Origin of the sequence: Silanimonas sp. (genome assembly GCF_027530345.1) — a bacterium.
In the GTDB taxonomy this organism is placed as follows: domain Bacteria; phylum Pseudomonadota; class Gammaproteobacteria; order Xanthomonadales; family Xanthomonadaceae; genus Silanimonas.
Genome location: NZ_JAPZQK010000064.1, coordinates 1 through 2,101, shown reverse-complemented (window position 1 = coordinate 2,101; position 2,101 = coordinate 1). Strand labels below are relative to the sequence as shown.

The 2,101-nt window shown below is 59.0% G+C and carries 2 protein-coding genes; both read right to left on the bottom strand.

The window, feature by feature from the left end:
* Positions 1-130: 130 nt before the first annotated feature.
* The gene (locus O9255_RS15220) at positions 131-613 is read right to left on the bottom strand and encodes a helix-turn-helix transcriptional regulator (RefSeq protein WP_297867714.1); all 483 of its coding nucleotides are present in this window, start codon (positions 611-613) and stop codon (positions 131-133) included.
* A 160-nt stretch (positions 614-773) separates the two neighbouring features.
* Positions 774-1,250: a hypothetical protein gene (locus O9255_RS15215; RefSeq protein WP_297867713.1), complete on the bottom strand. Its 477-nt coding sequence runs from the start codon at positions 1,248-1,250 to the stop codon at positions 774-776.
* Positions 1,251-2,101: the final 851 nt, after the last annotated feature.

The following is a 2,101-nucleotide window of genomic DNA, read 5'->3' as shown; positions in this document are numbered from 1 at the left end:
GAAACCCGTCCCGCTCACGTACCACGGCGCGGCCACGCCAAGGGCGGCCTCAAAAAGCTGCTTCTCGCTCACGTTGCCTCAGATAACGGTCCCAGACTCGGGTCGATTCTGGCTGCCACCCACTCGAAATTCAAAAGAGGCAATAAAGAGCCCACTTACTGTAAAGCAGAGCGCGCGGAACCCCCCCGCGAATGGCCACATATGCCGCCCAAAGTGTTGCGGCCAAGGGAGCCAGAAATACAAGGTGAATCAATGATGGATCTGCCTGAACCCATGGGACTGCAAGCAGAAGCATCACGAAAGCGAACAGGGCCATTACTCCGGACACGACGCGCACAAATCGGGGCACAGGGACGACCGCCCCCTGAAGAGCAACGCCCGAGTCGGAACCTCGCGACCCGACCGACGGAGCATCTGTCTCGTGCAGATCGAGCTCGGTGTGAGCAATGCCTAAGGCTGCGGCTAGGCAGACCCGCGTCTCTCGGGACGCTGTGCCCTGAGCCTCGGCCCGCTGAACAGTCCGGAGGCTGACGCCCGCGGCCTCCGCAAGCTGCTCTTGTGACCAGCCCTGGATATCCCTGAGCCTCCTGATCTTGGCCCCATCAATCTTCATCTGCTCTTCCATGTTGTTGCTCCGCCGACTAGTGGAGCATTAGGAAACCAATCGACGCTAGTCACTTCAACGACAGATACCCGCCAGATTGCCGCCAAACACCCGCCAGCCAGCCCGTCCGACCTCGATGCTGCGTGAGCACAAGCCCCTAACGCCTGAGCTAAGCGGCCACATCAATCGCGAAGCGATTGATTGGTCCGCTTGAGCGAGTAGTTAGGCAAGCGTCGCCGCAGGTAACGCCGCCAAACCCAAGTGAACGCTGCTGCTCGTACCTCAACCACCAAGCAACGGAGCCAGCAGCGAAGCAAAACAATGCAATCAGGTTGTTGCGAAGGCAATGACGCCAAGACACGTCGAGAAATGCGCGGCAAAGCAGCGTGCCGAGCACGAACCAGAGCGCCATTGCCGCGATAGCAAAGGCCGGCGCTATGTGCCCGAACGGATGAGGTAACCAGAGTTCGTACGTCGCGCCAAAAAGAACCGATAGAGCGCCAAAGAGCCCGGATGCAACAAGGTGCGCACTCCAGAGGAGGCGAAGCCTCGACTGCCCGCCGCGAAGAAACCAACGCGCAAGCAACCAAGAGCTGACGACGAGCCCGACGGCAAGCGAGAGGATGATGAGAATCACGAGGTACATGCGCTTGCCTAACGATTGAGCTAAGCGGCCACATCAATCGCGAAGCGATTGATTGGTCCGCTTGAGCGAGTAGTTAGGCAGGGATTGCCGCCCATGACTAGCCGCCCTCACCGGAAGCGGCCGGCGCCGTATGCGTGGGGATGAAGAAGTGAACGTAGCCGCAGCTCGCACAAACCGCGCAGTGAGCGACGCGATTGACGAACTCTACGTTGAAGAATGAAGCCGCAGGCGTATGGAGCTGGACGTTGTGCTCCCAAAACTCGCCGTGGCGGCACACCACGCAGCGCATTGGCTCACCATGGACGTACACCGGCCCATAGTGCCGCTCAACGCCCGCGCCCTTACGAAAGAATTTGCCCAGTCCGAACATGCATCCCTGCCTAACGCCTGAGCTAAGCGGCAGCATCAATCGCGAAGCGATTGATCTGTCCGCTTGAGCGAACTGTTAGGTGCGCTCAAAGGATACACCGCGAACATAGATGACCTTGCTGGCCTCAAGCAAGCCGTCCTTTACTTCATCACCAGTGGGCGCACAAAACTGGACGTCGCTCTCCGGAAGGTCACAGGCCAAGCAGAACTCTGCCTTCCACGTCACGGCCTTGTCGTGCCACGTCGAGTACCAACACTCTTGACCGCAACGATCAACGAAACAGCAAACATCCCAGTCGCTATTGCTGTTTGCTGTGCCCTTGGCCCTACTGCCAAAAAGCGGCTCTTTTGAAATCCGAGTGGGTTATGCGGCATGGGGATTGATGCCTCGGAAGTCGAGCTTCCCGGCGATCAGGAACAGCACGGTGCGCATGGTTTCGAATCGGCCGTACCCACGCGCCTTGCGCTTGGCGGCCTGAAAA

What these genes read in the sequence shown, in the direction of transcription:
- O9255_RS15220 (WP_297867714.1), bottom strand. Translation starts at nt 613, where the DNA reads ATGAAGATTGATGGGGCCAAGATCAGGAGGCTCAGGGATATCCAGGGC.
- O9255_RS15215 (WP_297867713.1), bottom strand. Translation starts at nt 1,250, where the DNA reads ATGTACCTCGTGATTCTCATCATCCTCTCGCTTGCCGTCGGGCTCGTC.